25 protein-coding genes are annotated in these 16,445 nt (G+C 54.9%); all 25 read left to right on the top strand.

The window, feature by feature from the left end; all coding sequences use genetic code 11:
* Positions 1-5 precede the first annotated feature (5 nt).
* The 25 genes from rplF (at position 6) to infB (ending at position 16,233) form a co-directional block, all read left to right on the top strand.
* On the top strand, positions 6-551 hold the full coding sequence (gene rplF / locus DW724_RS04430; RefSeq protein ID WP_117489841.1) for a 50S ribosomal protein L6: 546 nt from the start codon (positions 6-8) through the stop codon (positions 549-551).
* 21 nt (positions 552-572) lie between these two features.
* Positions 573-932, top strand: coding sequence for a 50S ribosomal protein L18 (rplR, locus tag DW724_RS04435; RefSeq protein ID WP_117489843.1), 360 nt, complete (start codon positions 573-575; stop codon positions 930-932).
* A gap of 17 nt (positions 933-949) precedes the next feature.
* Positions 950-1,453 (top strand): 30S ribosomal protein S5, encoded by a 504-nt coding sequence (gene rpsE, locus DW724_RS04440; protein ID WP_054326956.1) that lies wholly within the window; start codon positions 950-952, stop codon positions 1,451-1,453.
* A 17-nt stretch (positions 1,454-1,470) separates the two neighbouring features.
* Complete coding sequence (gene rpmD, locus DW724_RS04445) at positions 1,471-1,653, top strand: 50S ribosomal protein L30 (RefSeq protein ID WP_110435393.1); 183 nt, start codon at positions 1,471-1,473, stop codon at positions 1,651-1,653.
* Between the two features lie 3 nt (positions 1,654-1,656).
* A complete protein-coding gene (gene rplO, locus DW724_RS04450; RefSeq protein WP_110435392.1) occupies positions 1,657-2,097 on the top strand; it encodes a 50S ribosomal protein L15 in 441 nt (146 codons plus the stop codon).
* 1 nt (position 2,098) lies between these two features.
* Positions 2,099-3,400, top strand: coding sequence for a preprotein translocase subunit SecY (gene secY, locus DW724_RS04455; protein ID WP_118478046.1), 1,302 nt, complete (start codon positions 2,099-2,101; stop codon positions 3,398-3,400).
* Between the two features lie 19 nt (positions 3,401-3,419).
* Positions 3,420-4,049, top strand: coding sequence for an adenylate kinase (locus DW724_RS04460; RefSeq protein WP_110435390.1), 630 nt, complete (start codon positions 3,420-3,422; stop codon positions 4,047-4,049).
* Between the two features lies 1 nt (position 4,050).
* Positions 4,051-4,815, top strand: coding sequence for a type I methionyl aminopeptidase (gene map / locus DW724_RS04465; protein ID WP_118760790.1), 765 nt, complete (start codon positions 4,051-4,053; stop codon positions 4,813-4,815).
* Complete coding sequence (locus DW724_RS04470; protein ID WP_110435388.1) at positions 4,815-5,093, top strand: KOW domain-containing RNA-binding protein; 279 nt, start codon at positions 4,815-4,817, stop codon at positions 5,091-5,093. Before map ends, DW724_RS04470 begins: the two co-directional genes overlap by 1 nt.
* Positions 5,094-5,112: 19 nt before the next feature.
* A complete protein-coding gene (gene infA / locus DW724_RS04475; RefSeq protein ID WP_110435387.1) occupies positions 5,113-5,331 on the top strand; it encodes a translation initiation factor IF-1 in 219 nt (72 codons plus the stop codon).
* Between the two features lie 103 nt (positions 5,332-5,434).
* A complete protein-coding gene (gene rpmJ / locus DW724_RS04480) occupies positions 5,435-5,548 on the top strand; it encodes a 50S ribosomal protein L36 (RefSeq protein ID WP_031472205.1) in 114 nt (37 codons plus the stop codon).
* Between the two features lie 317 nt (positions 5,549-5,865).
* Complete coding sequence (rpsM, locus tag DW724_RS04485) at positions 5,866-6,234, top strand: 30S ribosomal protein S13 (RefSeq protein WP_031472203.1); 369 nt, start codon at positions 5,866-5,868, stop codon at positions 6,232-6,234.
* 16 nt (positions 6,235-6,250) lie between these two features.
* Positions 6,251-6,655: a 30S ribosomal protein S11 gene (gene rpsK, locus DW724_RS04490; RefSeq protein WP_031472201.1), complete on the top strand. Its 405-nt coding sequence runs from the start codon at positions 6,251-6,253 to the stop codon at positions 6,653-6,655.
* A gap of 18 nt (positions 6,656-6,673) precedes the next feature.
* Positions 6,674-7,267 (top strand): 30S ribosomal protein S4, encoded by a 594-nt coding sequence (gene rpsD / locus DW724_RS04495; protein WP_110435386.1) that lies wholly within the window; start codon positions 6,674-6,676, stop codon positions 7,265-7,267.
* A gap of 84 nt (positions 7,268-7,351) precedes the next feature.
* The gene (locus DW724_RS04500) at positions 7,352-8,299 is read left to right on the top strand and encodes a DNA-directed RNA polymerase subunit alpha (RefSeq protein ID WP_110435385.1); all 948 of its coding nucleotides are present in this window, start codon (positions 7,352-7,354) and stop codon (positions 8,297-8,299) included.
* A 179-nt stretch (positions 8,300-8,478) separates the two neighbouring features.
* Positions 8,479-8,823 carry a 50S ribosomal protein L17 gene (rplQ, locus tag DW724_RS04505; RefSeq protein ID WP_110435384.1) on the top strand — a complete coding sequence of 115 codons (345 nt, stop codon included), beginning with the start codon at positions 8,479-8,481 and terminating at the stop codon, positions 8,821-8,823.
* A 185-nt stretch (positions 8,824-9,008) separates the two neighbouring features.
* Positions 9,009-9,386, top strand: coding sequence for a DUF2500 domain-containing protein (locus DW724_RS04510; protein ID WP_442861252.1), 378 nt, complete (start codon positions 9,009-9,011; stop codon positions 9,384-9,386).
* Between the two features lie 101 nt (positions 9,387-9,487).
* Complete coding sequence (locus DW724_RS15550) at positions 9,488-9,775, top strand: hypothetical protein (RefSeq protein WP_158580212.1); 288 nt, start codon at positions 9,488-9,490, stop codon at positions 9,773-9,775.
* Positions 9,776-9,840: 65 nt separating this feature from the next.
* On the top strand, positions 9,841-10,539 hold the full coding sequence (locus DW724_RS04515) for a copper amine oxidase N-terminal domain-containing protein (RefSeq protein WP_118760791.1): 699 nt from the start codon (positions 9,841-9,843) through the stop codon (positions 10,537-10,539).
* Between the two features lie 35 nt (positions 10,540-10,574).
* Entirely contained in the window at positions 10,575-10,748 is a 174-nt protein-coding gene (locus tag DW724_RS15555; RefSeq protein WP_158580213.1) for a hypothetical protein, read from the top strand.
* 199 nt (positions 10,749-10,947) lie between these two features.
* Entirely contained in the window at positions 10,948-11,412 is a 465-nt protein-coding gene (rimP, locus tag DW724_RS04520; RefSeq protein WP_192924391.1) for a ribosome maturation factor RimP, read from the top strand.
* A 21-nt stretch (positions 11,413-11,433) separates the two neighbouring features.
* A complete protein-coding gene (gene nusA / locus DW724_RS04525; RefSeq protein ID WP_110435381.1) occupies positions 11,434-12,498 on the top strand; it encodes a transcription termination factor NusA in 1,065 nt (354 codons plus the stop codon).
* Between the two features lie 22 nt (positions 12,499-12,520).
* Positions 12,521-12,802 (top strand): RNase P modulator RnpM, encoded by a 282-nt coding sequence (gene rnpM, locus DW724_RS04530; protein WP_117489855.1) that lies wholly within the window; start codon positions 12,521-12,523, stop codon positions 12,800-12,802.
* Entirely contained in the window at positions 12,792-13,715 is a 924-nt protein-coding gene (locus tag DW724_RS04535; protein WP_118760792.1) for a ribosomal L7Ae/L30e/S12e/Gadd45 family protein, read from the top strand. Before rnpM ends, DW724_RS04535 begins: the two co-directional genes overlap by 11 nt.
* A gap of 208 nt (positions 13,716-13,923) precedes the next feature.
* The gene (gene infB, locus DW724_RS04540) at positions 13,924-16,233 is read left to right on the top strand and encodes a translation initiation factor IF-2 (protein ID WP_118760793.1); all 2,310 of its coding nucleotides are present in this window, start codon (positions 13,924-13,926) and stop codon (positions 16,231-16,233) included.
* The last annotated feature ends 212 nt before the right edge of the window (positions 16,234-16,445 follow it).

Raw genomic sequence — 16,445 nt, forward strand, 5'->3', positions numbered from 1 at the left:
AAACAATGTCTCGTATTGGTAGAATGCCGATTGCCATCCCGGCCGGCGTTGAAGTCAAGATTGACGGCAGCGTTGTTACCGTGAAGGGCGCTAAGGCAACCCTTACCCGCGAATTTCATCCGAATATGACCATCGCGGTAGAGGGCAACGAAATCCTCGTAACCCGTCCGAACGACGACAAGCACAACCGCGCACTGCACGGCCTCACCCGCAGCCTGGTTCACAACATGGTTGTTGGTGTTACCGATGGCTTCAAGAAGGAGCTGAGCGTTCAGGGCGTTGGTTACCGTGTCGCTAAGCAGGGCAAGGATCTGGTTATGAACCTCGGCTACTCGCATCAGGTTACCATGAGCGAGGTAGAGGGCATCACGATCGACGTTCCGAACCCGAACACGATCATCATCTCCGGTCCTGACAAGCAGAAGGTTGGCCAGTTTGCAGCGGAAGTCCGCGAGAAGCGTCCGCCGGAACCCTATAAGGGCAAGGGCATTCGCTACGCTGATGAGTATGTCCGCCGCAAGGAAGGCAAGACCGGCGCTAAGAAGAAGTAAGGAAAGGAGAGGCGAAAATAAATGGTTTCGAAGAAGGATTCCAACAAGGCGCGCCTTCAGCGCCACAAGCGCGTACGCGCTAAGATCAGCGGCACCGCTGAGCGTCCCCGTCTGGACGTATTCCGTTCTGCAAAGAACATCTATGCACAGGTTATTGACGATGTAGCCGGTGTAACCCTCGTATCCGCCTCGACTGCAGAGAAGAGCTTTACCGAGTACGGCGGCAACAAGGAAGCAGCCAAGAAGATTGGTCAGATCGTTGCCGAGCGCTGCAAGGCTAAGGGCATTGAGGCTGTCGTGTTTGACCGCGGCGGCTATGTGTTCCACGGCCGCGTGAAGGAGCTCGCAGATGGCGCCCGTGAGGGCGGCCTGCAGTTTTAATCGGGAGGAGGTAAAACATGGCTCAGTTTAACAGAAACGATAAGCGTGAGGACGAGTTCTCCGAGAACGTCGTAGCGCTGAACCGCGTTGCCAAGACCGTTAAGGGCGGCCGAATCTTCAAGTTCGCAGCTCTGGTCGTAGTAGGCGACGGCAAGGGTACCGTTGGTTTCGGCCTCGGCAAGGCTTCCGAGGTTCCGGACGCTATCCGCAAGGGCATCGAGGACGCCAAGAAGAACCTCGTTAAGATTTCTCTGAAGGGCACCACCATCCCGCACGAGGTTATCGGCGAGTTCGGTGCAGGCCGCGTTCTGCTCAAGCCTGCTGCTCCCGGTACCGGCGTTATCGCCGGCGGCGCTGTTCGTGCAGTAGTTGAGGCTGCCGGCATCAAGGACATCCGTACCAAGTGCCTGCGTTCCAACAACCCGCAGAACGTTGTTACCGCAACGATGGAAGGCCTGAAGAGCCTGCGCGACGCAGCTCAGGTAGCTGCTGTACGCGGCAAAGCCGTAGAAGAACTGTAAGAAAGGGGTAACTGACAATGGCTAACATGAAGATTACCCTGAAAAAGAGCCTGGCTGGTCGCTTGGAGAAGCACATCGCAACGGCTCATTCTTTGGGGCTTAAGAAGATCAATGACGTAACCGTTCAGCCGGACAACGCGCAGACGCGTGGCAAGGTAAAGCAGATCGGTTACCTGCTCGAAATCGTAGAGGAGGCGTAACCCATGAAGCTGCATGAATTGACGCCTGCCGCAGGCGCTACCAAGCCGGCATACCGTAAGGGCCGCGGCGCTGGTTCCGGCAATGGCAAGACCGCAGGTCGCGGTCACAAGGGCCAGTGGGCCCGTTCCGGCGGCGGTGTCCGTCCGGGCTTTGAAGGCGGCCAGATGCCTCTGGCACGTCGTCTGCCGAAGCGTGGTTTCCACAACATTTTCGGCACCACTTACGCACCGGTCAATGTTTCCGCACTGGAGAAGTTTGAAGACGGCGCTGAGGTAACTGCAGAGATCCTCTGCAATGCCGGCATCGTTAAGAATGCTCTCGACGGCATCAAGATCCTCGGCACCGGCACGCTGACCAAGAAGTTGACCGTTAAGGCAGCTGCTTTCTCGGCTTCCGCAAAGGAGAAGATCGAAGCCGCAGGCGGAAAGGCCGAGGTGGTTTAAGGTGTTTCAAACCCTTAAAAACGCCTGGTCTATGCCCGAACTGCGCAAGAAGATGCTGTACACTCTGTTCATCATCCTGATCTTCCGCTTTGGTTCGTGCATTCCGGTTCCGTTTATTGATACCGCGCTCCTGTCTCAGTACTTTGAGCAGGCATCGGTAAACGGTTCGATGCTTGGTTATCTGGATATGTTCACCGGCGGTGGTCTGTCTCGTGCGACCATCTTCGCAATGTCCATCACCCCGTATATCAACGCATCCATCATCCTTCAGCTGCTGACTGTTGCCATCCCCGCTCTTGAGCGCATGGTAAAGGACGGCGGCGAGGAAGGCCGCGAGAAGATCGCAAGCTGGACCCGTTACCTCGGCGTTCTGCTTGGTCTGCTCCAGGGTCTGTCCTACTACGCACTGCTTCGCAACGGTTTCGGCGGCAAGACTATGCTGTCTAACACCGGCGCGCTTGCAGCCGTAACCATTATCGTAACTTTCACCGCAGGCACCGCGCTGATCATGTGGATGGGCGAGCATATCACCCAGAAGGGTATCGGCAACGGCATTTCGATCATCCTGTTCGCAGGTATCGTCTCCCGCGGTCCGTCGCTCATGCGTACGCTGGTTAATCTGTTCCAGACCGGCACGAGCGGCATCGTTTCCGGCATTGCAATGATTATCGTCGGTCTTGCGATCGTTGTATTCATCGTTTATATGTCGAATGCAGAGCGCCGCATCCCGGTTCAGTACGCAAAGCGCGTAGTTGGCCGCAAGATGTACGGCGGTCAGTCCACCCACCTGCCGATCAAGGTCAATGCGTCCGGCGTTATGCCGATCATCTTCGCATCGTCCATCCTGTCCCTGCCGCAGACCATTTCGATGTTCTGGCACCCGGAGAGCGGCTCGGTTGGTGCGCACATTCTTAACCTGTTCTCTCAGACCAGCGTGTTCTACATTGTACTGTACGCACTGCTGATCCTCGCATTTGCATACTTCTATGCATCCATCCAGTTCAACCCGATCGAGATCGCCAACAACCTGAAGAAGAACGGCGGCTTCATCCCGGGCTTCCGTCCCGGCAAGCCGACCAGCGACTTCATCACCAAGGCACTCGGCAAGGTCACCTTCGTTGGTGCGCTGTTCCTCGCTGTTGTAGCACTGCTCCCGCTGATCGTAGGCGCAGTAAACTCCAGCCTGAGCAACGTAGCACTGGGCGGCACCTCGGTTATCATCGTAGTAGGCGTTGCGCTTGATACGGTGAAGCAGATGGAAGCACAGATGCTGATGCGTCATCATAAGGGATTCCTGGAATAATTCTGGAGGCTGTGTTCAAATGAATTTAATTCTGCTGGGCGCTCCGGGCGCCGGTAAGGGCACGCTTGCTTCTTACCTGATCGAGCAGATGGGTGTACCGAGCATTTCCACCGGTAACATCCTGCGTGAAGCGATTAAGAACAATACTCCGCTCGGCCAGTCCGCTAAGGAGTATATGGATGCCGGCAAGCTGGTACCCGATGAAGTGGTTATCGGCATGTTGAAGGAGCGTATCGCTAAGCGCGACTGCAAGAGCGGTTTCATCCTCGATGGTTTTCCGCGTACGATTCCGCAGGCGGAAGCACTCGACGAGATTGCTCACATCGACTGCGCTCTGTCCCTTGAGGTTGCAGACGACGTCATCGAAAAGCGCATGACCGGCCGCCGTGTCTGCCTGCGCTGCGGTGCAACCTATCACGTTGAGGCAAATCCGCCGCGCGTGAAGGACGTTTGCGACATCTGCGGCGATAAGCTGGTCATCCGCAGCGATGATCAGGCTGAGGTCGTTCGTCATCGTCTTGAAACCTACCATGAGCAGACCGAGCCGCTCAAGGGCTACTATGAAGCCCAGGGCAAGCTCAAGAGCATCGATGGTGCTCAGGGCATCACCGCTACCGAAAAGTTTGCAGTAGAGGCGCTGGGTCTGTAATATGATTCATATCAAGACGGAAAAAGAGCTTGAAAAAATGCGTGTTGCTGGCCGCCTTACCGCTATTGCGCGTAAGGCGGCGGCAGACGCCGTAAAGCCGGGTGTTACCACCTGGGAGATCGACCGCATCGTCCGCAAGACGATTGAGGATGCCGGCGCCAAGCCGTCCTTCCTCGGCTACGGCGGCTTCCCGGGCAGCGCCTGCGTATCGCTGAATGACCAGGTCATCCACGGTATTCCTTCCAAGCACGCAGTTGTCAAGGAAGGCGATATCGTTAAGGTTGATGTTGGTGCATACATCGGCGGTTTCCACGGCGACTGCGCCTGCACAGTTCCGTGCGGTGAAGTAAGCGAAGAGGCGAAAAAGCTGATCGCTGTAACACGTCAGAGCTTCTTTGAAGGCATTAAATTTGCCCGTGAGGGCTACCGCGTATCGGATATCGGCGCAGCCGTTCAGGCTTACGTCGAGGCCAACGGCTTTTCTGTCGTGCGCGACTACGTCGGTCACGGCGTAGGCGCTGCGCTGCATGAGAGCCCGGAGGTTCCGAACTACGGCAAACCGGGCCACGGCATTCGCCTGCAGCGCGGTATGGTCATCGCGGTAGAGCCGATGGTCAATGTGGGTGTTTACACGGTCAAGGTCCTGCCGGATGGCTGGACGGTTAAGACCAAGGACGGCAAGCTGTCCGCTCACTACGAAAACACCATCGCTATTACGGATGGAGAGCCGGAGATTCTTACGAATATCGACGGCGAAGTGCTGTAATGGCAGAGATTCGTACCGCCGACATTGTGCTGTCGCTGACCGGAAGGGACAGAGGACAGCTGATGCTGGTCGTCGCAGAGGAGGGGGATTTTCTTCTGCTGGCGAACGGACGTGCGCGCCGGGCCGAAAACCCGAAGCGCAAGCGCCGCAAGCATGTGAGCCTGCAGGGCCCATGCGACGAGCGCACACGGCTCAAGCTGCAAAGCGAAAGCCGGCTGACAAACAGCGAGATCCGCAAGGCGCTCGCCCTCTGGACAGGGGACGAGAACGCAAATTGACCGAGGAGGATAAACCACAATGGCAAAAGATGATGTGATTGAGCTCGAGGGTACCGTCGTAGAGGCGCTGCCCAATGCAATGTTTCAGGTAGAGCTTCCCAACGGCCATAAGATTCTGGCGCATATCTCGGGCAAGCTCCGCATGAACTTTATCCGCATTCTTCCCGGCGACAAGGTCACCGTTCAGATGTCGCCTTACGACCTGACCCGCGGTCGTATCACTTGGCGTTCCAAGTAAGATAAAAAGCGGGCGGAGGTACGCATGTGACCTGCGCGCCAGTGGTCGCCGGACAGGTTTCCGGTGTCCCATCCCACCAAAAATTTGATGGAGGTAAAATAACATGAAGGTAAGACCGTCTGTAAAGCCGATCTGCGAGAAGTGCAAGATCATTCGCCGTAAGGGCAAGGTTATGGTTATCTGCCAGAACCCGAAGCACAAGCAGAAGCAGGGCTAAGAAGCACCTTCGGTGCTTATAGGGGACTTCAAAAGTCCCCTATATACAAAAACAAGTTCCTGACGAAACTTGTTTTTGATACCCGAACGACGCGATCCAAGATCGCTGAGTCAAGGTATAAAAACCCACGCACATGTCGCGGGTTTTTATGATGACTGCAAGCAGTCATCGAATAAATGCGCACCCAGGGGTGCGGATCATGGTTTACGCGAGCACGACAAGCACGCACGGCGAGTGCGGCGCTGCAGGAGCGGAGGCGGCTTCTATACTGTGTTTGCAAACACGCCTCAGTGTGTAACTATGGAGGTTATAATAGTATGGCACGTATTGCCGGTGTTGACCTTCCCCGCGAGAAGCGCGTGGAGATCGGCCTGACCTACGTTTTCGGCATTGGCCGCAAAACGTCCAACGAGATCCTTGCTAAGACCGGTATCAATCCGGATACCCGCGTTAAGGACCTGACCGAAGAAGAGGCTGCTAAGCTGCGTGAAGTCATCGAGCGCGACTACAACGTCGAGGGTGACCTGCGCCGTGAGATCGGCCTGAATATCAAGCGTCTGGTTGAGATTGGCTGCTACCGCGGCCTGCGCCATCGCCGCGGCCTGCCGGTTCGCGGTCAGCGCACCAAGACCAATGCTCGTACCCGCAAGGGCCCGAAGAAGACCATTGCGAACAAGAAGAAGTAAGGAGGGGAACGTATAAATGGCTAAGGTACAGAAGAAGGGCGCTGCGACCCGTACTCGTCGTCGTGAGCGCAAGAACATTGAAAAGGGCGCGGCACATATCCGTTCCTCTTTCAACAACACGATCGTTACCATTACCGACCTGAACGGTAACGCTATTTCCTGGGCTTCCTCCGGCGAAATGGGCTTCCGCGGTTCGCGTAAGTCCACTCCGTTCGCTGCTCAGACTGCGGCTGAAACCGCTGCTGCTGCTGCAATGGAGCACGGTCTGAAGACTGTTGAAGTATACGTTAAGGGCCCGGGTTCCGGCCGTGAGGCTGCAATCCGTGCACTGCAGGCCGCTGGCCTCGAGGTTACCATGATCAAGGACGTAACCCCGATCCCGCACAACGGCTGCCGTCCGCCCAAGCGTCGTCGAGTTTAATAGAGGAGGAACCAATAAATGGCTAAGAATACCCAGCCCGTTCTCAAGCGCTGCAAGACGCTTGGTCTTTCCCCTGCGGTACTTGGTTACTCCAAGTCCACGAAGCGTCAGCCCAAGCAGAGCCGCCGCAAGCAGTCCGAGTACGGCATGCAGCTGAACGAAAAGCAGAAGGTAAAATTCATCTACGGCGTACTCGAGAAGCAGTTCCATGCTTACTACGAGAAGGCTGAGCGCAAGCAGGGCATCACCGGTGAGATCCTGCTGCAGGAGCTCGAGCGCCGTCTGGACAACGTAGTTTTCCGCATGGGCTTTGCTAACACCCGCCGTGAGGCTCGTCAGCTGGTTAACCATGCACACTTCACCGTAAACGGCAAGCGCGTTAACATTCCGTCTTACCAGGTTAAGCCGGGCGACGTAGTTGCAGTTTCCGAGAAGTCCCGTTCTACCACCAAGTTCAAGTCTCTGCTGGAAGAGAACGGCAAGAAGGCTTGCCCGAAGTGGATCGAGAAGGCTAACGATTCCTTCGAGGGCAAGATCGTTGCGATGCCTGCACGTGACGACATCGACTATGATGTTGCCGAGCACCTCATCGTCGAGCTGTACTCGAAATAATAGACCCTCGCTTTTGGAACAGGCGCGGCGTCTGCTTCGCCTGTTCTATCTTAAGTTTCCAACCAACGTGAAGGAGGGTACCACATGATCGAAATCGAAAAACCGCGTATTGACTGTGAACAGCTCGCGGAGGACGGTTCCTACGGCAAGTTCGTCGTAGAGCCTCTTGAGCGCGGCTACGGCACCACGCTGGGCAACTCTCTGCGCCGCATCCTGCTGTCGTCTCTGCCTGGCACGGCAGCGTCCAGCATCAAGATCGCTGGTGTGCAGCATGAGTTTTCTACGATTCCGGGCGTTAAGGAAGACGTTACCGAAATCGTGCTGAATGTTAAGGGCATTATTGCCAAGCTGCATTGTGATGGTCCCAAGACGGTCTACATCGAGGCCGCCGGCGAGGGCGAGGTCAAGGCTGGCGATATCCACGCAGACGGCGAGGTTGAGATCCTCAACCCGGATCTGCACATCGCTACCCTGATGAGCGACGCGCGTCTGTCTATGGAGATCACGATGACTTCCGGCCGCGGCTATGTTCCGGCTGAGAAGAACAAGCAGCATCAGACCTCCATCGGCGTCATTCCGGTGGATTCGATCTACACGCCGGTTTACAAGGTAAACTACACGGTTGAAAACACCCGTGTACGCGACCTGACCGACTATGACAAGCTGACGCTCGAGGTATGGACCGATGCAACCATCAACGCACGCGACGCGGTTTCGCTCGGTGCAAAGGTTCTGCGCGACCACCTCGATCTGTTCGTAGACCTGTCCGAGGAAATCGGCTCCAAGTCCACCGTTGTTGAAAAGGCTGAAGCGCAGCACGATAAGGTGCTTGAAATGACCATTGAGGAGCTTGACTTCTCCGTGCGTTCGTTCAACTGCCTCAAGCGCGCAGGCATCAACACGGTTGAGGACCTCATCAACACCTCTGAGGAGGACATGATGAAGGTTCGTAACCTGGGCCGCAAGTCCCTGGAAGAGGTTATCGGCAAGCTGGAGGCAATGGGTCTCCACCTCGCCAAGTCCGAAGAATAATCTGCGTCTTTCCGCCCGCAGCTTCGTCAGAAGCACGATTGCGTACCTTTGTACGCGGCACGCGCTTCTTCCTTGCTGTGAACGAAAATACTTGATTATTTCAAAGAGGAATTACTTGAACTGTTGCGGCGGTACGATTACCGCGCCGCCGCTTTACTTTAATTTGGAGGTAAACTCACATGGCTAACAATCGCAAGCTCGGCCGTGCTACGGATCACCGTATGGCTATGCTGCGTGCGCTGGTAACCTACCTGCTGGAGAACGGCAAGGTTGAGACCACGCTCGCTCGTGCCAAGGAAGTAGGCCCGCTGACTGAGAAGATGATCACCCTGGGCAAGAAGAACACCCTGGCATCCCGCCGTCAGGCTATGGCTTTCGTAACCAAGGAAGCTGTTGTTGCTAAGCTGTTCTCTGAGATCGCTCCGGAGTACGCTAACCGCAACGGTGGCTACACCCGCATCATCAAGACCGGCCCGCGTCGTGGCGACGCAGCTGAAATGGCGATCATCGAGCTGGTTAAGTAAGTTAAATTTTAACTTCTGACGACTCGATCTGTTCCAAAACAGAAAAATGATCCTAAAAAGGTTATCCAGTAGCGTGCTTATTGGATAACCTTTTTCTTTTTGCCTTTTTGGAATACCTATGATACTATGTAGGTAGAACGTAAATTGTCCGATCGAAAATTGGAACGCCGAAGGAGGGCCGGAAGATGTTTGTAATGTTTGATATATTGAGCTTCATCGTCCCCATCATGTTTATTGTCGTATTTGGCATCATCATTTTTTCAATCATACAGGGGATAAGCACATGGCATAAGAACAATAATTCGCCCAGATTGACCGTACCGGCGGTGATCGTTGCAAAGCGGACAGATGTATCACATCACCGGCATGCCAATGCAGGCGACATGAGCGGAGCGCACGGCTTCCACACAACGTCGAGCACGACCTATTATGTCACGTTTCAGGTGGAAAGTGGGGACCGGATGGAGTTCCATGTTTCCGGCTCGGAATATGGTATGCTTGCAGAGGGTGATACCGGCAGACTGACCTTCCAAGGGACGCGGTATCTGTCGTTTGAGCGATAGTTTTTATTCGAGAGGGGCTTGCGTATGCCGGAAAATATTCAAATAATCTGTTTGGTGCGGCTGTCTGCGGTCTGCTGATCGGTGTGGAGCGGCGCGAAAAAATGCAGGTGACCGAGCTTGCGGTCGGTCTGACAGACGGCAAAGGCGATCTTGTGCGCCTGTATGACTGGCTGGCACAGAGGAAAATCACCGTACGCGAGATCGATCTCAAGCGGCAGGAAGGCAATTCGGTAAAATCGTGCTGTACATTGCCATGCCGCGGCATTTCGATAAAGCGGATTTCCTGCGGCTGGAGGTGGATATCCCGGGTGTGCGGTCGGTTGAGATATAAACGGGATAGTAAAGCCGTTCGGCAGAAATGCCGGACGGCTTTTGTGATAGATGAATAATATCATGTTGAAAAAACAGGATTTGTTTGGTATACTGTAACAAACAAATAAAGGGAGGTCCCGCTATGAAAAAGAGAATCCCCGCAATCATCCTGATGTTTGCCCTGTTCTTGACCACATCCTATGCGGCGAACACCTATCGTAAGACGATTGCCGTCACGTCCGGCGTCAATGTGGAATTCAACAACGAAGCAATCGACATGACAGACGCCAACGGTAAAGCGGTCGAGGCGTTTATCTACAACGGCACGACTTATGTGCCGATTCGTGCGGTGTCCAATGCGTTCGGCGCGGATATCGGCTACGACCGCAATACGCAGACGATTTCGATTTATGATGATTTCACAGAAATTGTTACAGCAGCGTATAAGTTGGAGCGTACAATTACCATATGCAGAGGAGAACTTGATCTTTATAATGAATCAATCAACGCGAATTTATTTACAATAAATCCAGCAACAAGAAATCCGGATAGTGAAGCTCTTATTAGCCGGAACGAGAAAATGTTACAGACATTGCAAAAGGAAAATATCAACTATTCGCTTTTGGAAGAAGAACTATTGCCGCTTTATAATGAGTTTATTCCGGCATATAGAAATGCTGTAAAGAATTATACAGCAATGTATAATCAAAAGAGTTATTCTAATATGAATTTGTGGAGTGCTTTTTCTCGTAGTGAAAGCGAAGCAAATGTAAATGGTATTAGTTATAGTGTTGAGTTGGAATCTTTTTATGATTCGTTCAACTGGCGTGAATTTAAGTAATTGACAGTTGGAATATATAAAAGGAGATAGAGATTATGTACCTGAAAGCAACTTTAGTCACCATTGCAGGCTGGTTTATTGGAATGGTGTTAGATGCAAACATCGACTTCGGAGACCCGATGGGTTTCCTCAGTCTGCGCATCCTGTTTCCCATCTTGGCCATGGGACTGTGCATCCTGCATGAGCTGAGACACGGCAGCAGCCGCTAATCTGCAAAATTTGCGGCTCACACGCCTAAATTTGTGCATTTTCACGGTAAAAACGGATATTTTTATTGCAAAAACGCTTGCAATGTACGGCAATGCGTGATATACTATCAGTGTAAGATGATAAGTAACCGTAAGGAGTGGCCAAGTGCCACTCCTTACGCTTTGCTCGGAGAAAATTTTTCAGTAAGGAGGGACGGCTTTGCAGGCAAAGCAGATCGTAGCCCGCGTAGAGGAACTGGTAAAGCCTTTGTGTGAACAGGCTGGTGTTTCCCTGTGGGATGTGGAGTTTGAAAAAGAGGGCGGACAGTACATGCTGACCGTCACCGTGGATCGTCCGGAAGGCGTTAATATCGACCAGTGCGAGCAGGTTTCGCGCGCACTCGATCCCATGCTGGATGAAAAGGAATTTGACGATATGCCGTCCTACACGCTGTGTGTTTCCTCGGCCGGTATGTCGCGCCGCCTCAAGCGCCCGGAGCATTTCCAGGCGTTCATGGGTCAGACCGTCGAAGTCGGCTTCTACAAGCCGATGAACGGTATGAAGCAGATCGAGGGCACACTCGCCGGCTATGACAACGGCGCCGTAACGCTGGAAGTGAACGGCGAGCAGACCGTATACGAACCCAAAGACATTGCCGCAGTTCGACTGGCGGTAGAGATATAAGAAGGAGCTGAATAGGAAAAAATGGTTAACGCAGAATTTTTTGACGCGCTGGAACAGCTGGAAAAGGAAAAAGGCATTCCGGTAGACTATATGCTTGACCGTGTAGGTCAGGCGCTGATCACCGCCTACAAGCGTGATAACGACGGCATGACCGACAATGTTTACGTTGAGCCGGACCGCGACAAGAAGACCATTCACATGTTTGTCCGCAAGACGGTTGTCAAGGCGGAGGATCTGTACGAGCCGTACGAGGAGATCACTCTCGAGGAGGCTGCCGAGTACAAGAATAACCCGATGGTAGGCGATATCATTGATATCGACATCCCGACCAAGTCCTTCGGCCGCATTGCTGCCCAGACTGCAAAGCAGGTTATCATTCAGGGCATCCGCGAGGCAGAGCGCGGCATGGTTATCTCCGAGTTCGAGAGCAAGGAGCACGAGATCCTGAACGGCGTGGTTGCCCGCATCGATCCGCGCTCCGGCACTGCTTATCTGGATGTTGTTTCCGGCGGTGAGAAGAGCGAGGCTGTTCTGGCCGCTTCCGAGCAGGTGCGCGGTGAGGTTCTGACTGAGGGTCAGCGCCTGAAGGTTTACCTCATCGAGGTTCGCCGCGGCACCCGCGGCCCGCAGGTCGTTGTTTCCCGCACCCACCCGGGTCTGGTTAAGCGCCTGTTTGAGCTGGAGGTGCCGGAGATCCACTCCGGTATCGTCGAGGTCAAGTCCATCGCGCGTGAGGCAGGCAACCGCACCAAGATCGCTGTTGTTTCTCACGATGAGAACGTCGATCCGATCGGTGCATGCGTTGGTACCCGCGGTGCGCGTGTTGCCAACATCACCGGCGAGCTGAACGGCGAGAAGATCGATATCATCAAGTGGAACGAGGATATGGCGCAGTTCGTTTCTGCGGCACTCGCTCCGGCTGATGTTATCAATGCCACCATGCAGGCGGATAACAAGTCCTGCCGCGTCATCGTTCCGGACGATCAGCTGTCGCTTGCTATCGGCAAGGAAGGCCAGAACGCGCGTCTGGCTGCCAAGCTGACCGGCTGCAAGATCGATATCGCTCCTGAGTCTCAGGGCGAATAAGCAAGCGGAGGTGCGGCAGAATATGGTACAGAAGAAGATTCCCATGCGGCAGTGCCTCGGCTGCCGTGAAATGTTCCCGAAACGGGAGCTGATCCGCGTGGTGCGTTCGCCGGAAGGCGAGCTTTCGCTGGATTTCAAGGGCAAGGCACCCGGCCGCGGCGCATATCTGTGCGGCAAGCCGGAATGTCTGAAAAAGGCCCGCAAAAGCCGTGCGATCGAGCGTGCGCTCAGTGTAGAGGTGCCCGAGTCGGTTTACGATCAGCTTGAGCAGCAGATGGAACAGGAGGGTGCAAATGGCAACTGATCCGGTTCTGAGAATGCTCGGTCTGGCACGCCGTGCCGGCAAGCTGGCCTACGGCGACGAGCTGGTGCGTGAAGCGTGCTTTGACCACAAGACCCGCTGTGTGTTCATCGCGGGCGATGCAGGCGCAAATGCAGCGAAAAAGGCCGCATTTTACGCCGATAAGGCCAATGTTCCGTGCGTGACGCTGCCGCACGGCAAGCTTGAACTCGGCAGCGCGATCGGCAAGGCAGGCTGCGCGATGTGCGCGGTAGCAGACATCGGTATGGCGGCGGCAGCTGTAAACAAGCTGGCGGAGCAGGATCCTGCATACACCGAAGTGGCGCAGCAGCTTAGCGAAAAAAACGCAAAGATCCAGTCCCGCAGGGGCGTCAAAAAGCATAAGGATAAGGCGGAAAAGACCGAGGAAGCGCCGGTCAAGACCGAAAAATCGGCAGAGGAGAAGCCGAAGCGCACCTACCGCAAGCCGTCCGGCGAGAAGCGTCCGTTCCGCAAGGAAGGTGACCGTCCGTATCGCAAGAACGACGGCGAGAAGCGTCCGTTCCGCAAGGAAGACGAATATCGTCCGTATCGCAAGAACGACGGCGAGAAGCGCCCGTTCCGCAAGGAAGACGAATATCGTCCGTATCGCAAGAACGACGGCGAGAAGCGCCCGTTCCGTAAGGATGGCGAATATCGTCCGTATCGTAAGAACGATGGCGAGAAGCGCCCGTTCCGCAAGGACGGCGAATATCATCCGTATCGCAAGAACGACGGCGAGAAGCGCCCGTTCCGCAAGGAAGGCGACCGTCCGTATCGTAAGAACGACGGAGAGAAGCGCCCGTTCCGCAAGGATGGCGACCGTCCGTTCCGCAAAAGCAGCACAGGCAAGCCGAGCTTCAACAGCGGCAAGCGCAGCTTCCGCAATAAAACCTGATTCCCGCGCGAAGCGCGTATATAAATAGCAAAGCGCAGCTTTGCATCAAATGTGCGAGCTTTGCCCGTGCATTTGATACCAGAGCGGAGAAAAGTTTCGACACAGGAGGAACTTTTCGCAGCTTTGGACGTATCCGAACATTGTTCGGTACGTCCTCTCTCGTTCAAAACCGTGGTTTTGAACGAAGTGTGTAAGGAGGTTATTGCCCATGGCATTAGACAATAAATATCGGGTACACGAGGTCGCAAAGGACTTCGGCGTATCCACCAAGGAGATCACCGAAATCCTGACGAAGTATCGCTCTGCACCGAAGAACCACATGCAGGTGCTTGACGATACCGACCTGTCGGTCATTTTCGAGTATCTCACCCAGCATAATCAAGTAAGTGACATGGAAGGTACGCTGAACGCACAGGGCGCATCCCGCAAGAAGCCGGAGCAGTCCAAGGCGGAAACCAAACAGCAGACCGAGTCCAAGAGAGAGGAGCCTATCGTGCAGCAGCAGCCGACTCAGAGCAAGGTAAAGCAGGTACACCGTATCGATACCCGCGGTACCGGCGACGTAAATCTCGCCAAGTATGACGATCATGTAGATAAGCTGGTAGACGCAAAGGCCGAGCGCATGGAGTCCAAGGGCGCCAAGAAGCAGAAGCTGACCAAGAAGTCCGACCAGCGCTCCAAGCCGTTCGGCAACAAGCGCCGTCAGGAGGAGCAGGAGAAGATGAAGCGCCTCCAGCGCCAGCAGCAGATGGCAGCGCTCAAGAAGATCCCGGTAAAGGTTATGATCCCGGATGAGATCTCTGTTGGCGAGCTCGCTTCCCGCATGAAGCGCACCGCAGCGGATGTTATCAAGGGCCTTATCAAGCTGGGCGTTATGGCTTCTATCTCTGAGGTCATCGATTACGATACCGCAGCCATCGTTGCAGAGGAAATGGGCTGCAAGGTTGAGAAGGAAGTACACGTTACCATCGAGGAGCAGCTGTTCGATGAGCACGAGGACAAGGAAGAGGAACTGCAGCCGCGCGATCCGGTCGTTGTTGTTATGGGTCACGTTGACCACGGCAAGACCTCTCTGCTCGACGCGATCCGCAAGACCAAGGTCATCGAGGGCGAGGCCGGCGGCATTACCCAGCACATCGGCGCATACCGCGTTGAGGTTGGCGGCAAGCCGATCACCTTCCTCGATACCCCGGGTCACGCTGCGTTTACCTCCATGCGTGCACGCGGTGCGCAGGTAACCGATATCGCCATTCTGGTCGTAGCAGCCGATGACGGCGTTATGCCGCAGACCATCGAGGCGATCAACCACGCCAAGGCGGCAAACGTGCCGATCATCGTTGCTGTAAATAAGATCGACAAGCAGGGTGCAAACCCGGATCGTGTGCTCCAGCAGCTCACCGAGTACGAGCTGGTACCGGAGGAGTGGGGCGGTCAGACCATCGTCTGCAACATCTCCGCAAAGTTCGGTCAGGGCATTGACAACCTGCTCGAAATGGTACTGCTGACCGCTGAAATGGCTGACCTCAAGGCAAACCCGAACCGCAAGGCGCACGGTACCGTCATCGAGGCAAAGCTGGATAAGGGCCGTGGTCCGGTTGCAACCCTTCTGGTACAGAACGGCACCCTGCATGCAGGCGATACCGTTATCGCGGGTACCTCTGTCGGCCGCGTTCGCGCAATGACCAACGACGACGGCAAGAAGATTGAGTCCGCAGGCCCGTCTGTTCCGGTCGAGATCATCGGTCTGGCTGAGGTTCCGGGTGCAGGCGACATCTTTGACGCTGTAGACGACGAGAAGATGGCTCGTGAGCTGGTTGAGCAGCGCAAGGACAAGGAGAAGGAAGAGCGCAACAAGCTGTTCCACAAGGTAACGCTCGATAACCTGTTCGATTCCATCCAGCAGGGCGAGATGAAGGAGCTGAATATCATCGTCAAGGCAGACGTTCAGGGCTCTGTCGAGGCGGTTCGTTCCTCTCTCGAGAAGCTGACCAACGAAGAGGTTCGCGTGCGCGTTATCCACGGTGCCGTTGGCGCCATCAACGAGTCCGACGTTATGCTGGCTGCTGCTTCCGGCGCGATCATTGTTGGCTTTAACGTTCGTCCGGACCGCACCGCTACCGACTCTGCTGCACAGCAGGGCGTTGATATGCGTATGTACCGCGTTATTTATGATGCCATCGAGGAGATGGAGCAGGCCATGAAGGGCATGCTCGAGCCGAAGTTCAAGGAAGTTGTTCTCGGCCACGCAGAGGTTCGTCAGGTGTTCAAGATCACCGGCGCAGGCGCGGTTGCAGGCTGCTATGTACAGGACGGCAAGATTCAGCGTAACGCTGAGGTTCGCGTAGTCCGTGACGGCATCGTATTCCACGAGGGCCACCTGAATACCCTCAAGCGCTTCAAGGACGATGTGAAGGAAGTTGCAACCTCTTATGAGTGCGGCATGAGCATCGAGAACTACAATGATATCAAGGAAGGCGATATCATTGAGTGCTTTGTTATGGAAGAAGTGAAGCGGTAAAACCGCTTCTTCTAAGGGGGACGCTGTCCCCCTTAGATACCGCCAAAGTTCCCGAGGAAACTTTGGCGGATATCCCCCTCGCCTTTGCACGTCAAAGGCGGTTCTGGACACGCGTCCAGAAGCAGTGGTATAAAAGTCCGGCGGAGCCGGACTTTTATGGGGGATTGAATCACGCACTGCGGTGCGTGTGAAAATGCGTATCGCATTTTCTG

Source organism: Butyricicoccus sp. AM27-36, from assembly GCF_003480945.1.
GTDB lineage: Bacteria > Bacillota > Clostridia > Oscillospirales > Butyricicoccaceae > Agathobaculum > Agathobaculum butyriciproducens.

Excerpts from the sequence above, each read along its gene's own strand:
- rplF (WP_117489841.1), top strand. The coding sequence starts at position 6 with ATGTCTCGTATTGGTAGAATGCCGATTGCCATCCCGGCCGGCGTTGAA.
- rplR (WP_117489843.1), top strand. The coding sequence starts at position 573 with ATGGTTTCGAAGAAGGATTCCAACAAGGCGCGCCTTCAGCGCCACAAG.
- rpsE (WP_054326956.1), top strand. The coding sequence starts at position 950 with ATGGCTCAGTTTAACAGAAACGATAAGCGTGAGGACGAGTTCTCCGAG.
- rpmD (WP_110435393.1), top strand. The coding sequence starts at position 1,471 with ATGGCTAACATGAAGATTACCCTGAAAAAGAGCCTGGCTGGTCGCTTG.
- rplO (WP_110435392.1), top strand. The coding sequence starts at position 1,657 with ATGAAGCTGCATGAATTGACGCCTGCCGCAGGCGCTACCAAGCCGGCA.
- DW724_RS04460 (WP_110435390.1), top strand. The coding sequence starts at position 3,420 with ATGAATTTAATTCTGCTGGGCGCTCCGGGCGCCGGTAAGGGCACGCTT.
- map (WP_118760790.1), top strand. The coding sequence starts at position 4,051 with ATGATTCATATCAAGACGGAAAAAGAGCTTGAAAAAATGCGTGTTGCT.
- DW724_RS04470 (WP_110435388.1), top strand. The coding sequence starts at position 4,815 with ATGGCAGAGATTCGTACCGCCGACATTGTGCTGTCGCTGACCGGAAGG.
- infA (WP_110435387.1), top strand. The coding sequence starts at position 5,113 with ATGGCAAAAGATGATGTGATTGAGCTCGAGGGTACCGTCGTAGAGGCG.
- rpmJ (WP_031472205.1), top strand. The coding sequence starts at position 5,435 with ATGAAGGTAAGACCGTCTGTAAAGCCGATCTGCGAGAAGTGCAAGATC.
- rpsM (WP_031472203.1), top strand. The coding sequence starts at position 5,866 with ATGGCACGTATTGCCGGTGTTGACCTTCCCCGCGAGAAGCGCGTGGAG.
- rpsK (WP_031472201.1), top strand. The coding sequence starts at position 6,251 with ATGGCTAAGGTACAGAAGAAGGGCGCTGCGACCCGTACTCGTCGTCGT.
- rpsD (WP_110435386.1), top strand. The coding sequence starts at position 6,674 with ATGGCTAAGAATACCCAGCCCGTTCTCAAGCGCTGCAAGACGCTTGGT.
- DW724_RS04500 (WP_110435385.1), top strand. The coding sequence starts at position 7,352 with ATGATCGAAATCGAAAAACCGCGTATTGACTGTGAACAGCTCGCGGAG.
- rplQ (WP_110435384.1), top strand. The coding sequence starts at position 8,479 with ATGGCTAACAATCGCAAGCTCGGCCGTGCTACGGATCACCGTATGGCT.
- DW724_RS04510 (WP_442861252.1), top strand. The coding sequence starts at position 9,009 with ATGTTTGTAATGTTTGATATATTGAGCTTCATCGTCCCCATCATGTTT.
- DW724_RS15550 (WP_158580212.1), top strand. The coding sequence starts at position 9,488 with ATGCAGGTGACCGAGCTTGCGGTCGGTCTGACAGACGGCAAAGGCGAT.
- DW724_RS04515 (WP_118760791.1), top strand. The coding sequence starts at position 9,841 with ATGAAAAAGAGAATCCCCGCAATCATCCTGATGTTTGCCCTGTTCTTG.
- DW724_RS15555 (WP_158580213.1), top strand. The coding sequence starts at position 10,575 with ATGTACCTGAAAGCAACTTTAGTCACCATTGCAGGCTGGTTTATTGGA.
- nusA (WP_110435381.1), top strand. The coding sequence starts at position 11,434 with ATGGTTAACGCAGAATTTTTTGACGCGCTGGAACAGCTGGAAAAGGAA.
- rnpM (WP_117489855.1), top strand. The coding sequence starts at position 12,521 with ATGGTACAGAAGAAGATTCCCATGCGGCAGTGCCTCGGCTGCCGTGAA.
- DW724_RS04535 (WP_118760792.1), top strand. The coding sequence starts at position 12,792 with ATGGCAACTGATCCGGTTCTGAGAATGCTCGGTCTGGCACGCCGTGCC.
- infB (WP_118760793.1), top strand. The coding sequence starts at position 13,924 with ATGGCATTAGACAATAAATATCGGGTACACGAGGTCGCAAAGGACTTC.